The sequence below is a fragment of the Salinimicrobium oceani genome, assembly GCF_012037645.1.
In genome coordinates, this window is record NZ_JAAVJR010000673.1 from 1 (window position 1) to 442 (window position 442).

The following is a 442-nucleotide window of genomic DNA, read 5'->3' on the forward strand; positions in this document are numbered from 1 at the left end:
CTATTACCAGATCTTTACCTTTGGATTTGCCCACAGCTGTGCGAACAGCATCTTTTAAACCTGTTTTTTTCTGATCATCCTCAAGCCTGTCCGTGTATTTTTTTGTGTCCTCGAACTCTAAAGGATCGCGGGAAGTAAGGTTCTTGTCAAGCTCTGTGTACTTATTATCATCGAAAAGGATCTTGAAGTACTCATTGCTCCCTATTCTCACATGGTAACCATCTTCGGGACTTACATAAAAGTTCTTCTCCAGCTGCTCTGCATCAACTATTTTTCCGGTAGGGGATTTATACCACAAACCTTTTGGTACATCCTTTTTATCTTCGGTGGCAGTTTGTATACCTTTTTGTGTTCTTCTAAACCAGGCCATATTGTATAGGGATTAAAAAAGAAAGGCCGCAAAAATAACGTTTTTGCGGCCTTTGCAATAGGTTTAAAGTGT

The 442-nt window shown here is 39.8% G+C and carries 1 pseudogene; it reads right to left on the reverse strand.

Annotation, left to right across the window (positions count from 1 at the left end):
• A pseudogene (locus tag HC175_RS18820) lies at positions 1–370 on the reverse strand (acetyl-CoA carboxylase, carboxyltransferase subunit beta); the annotation flags it as partial.
• Positions 371–442 lie beyond the last annotated feature (72 nt).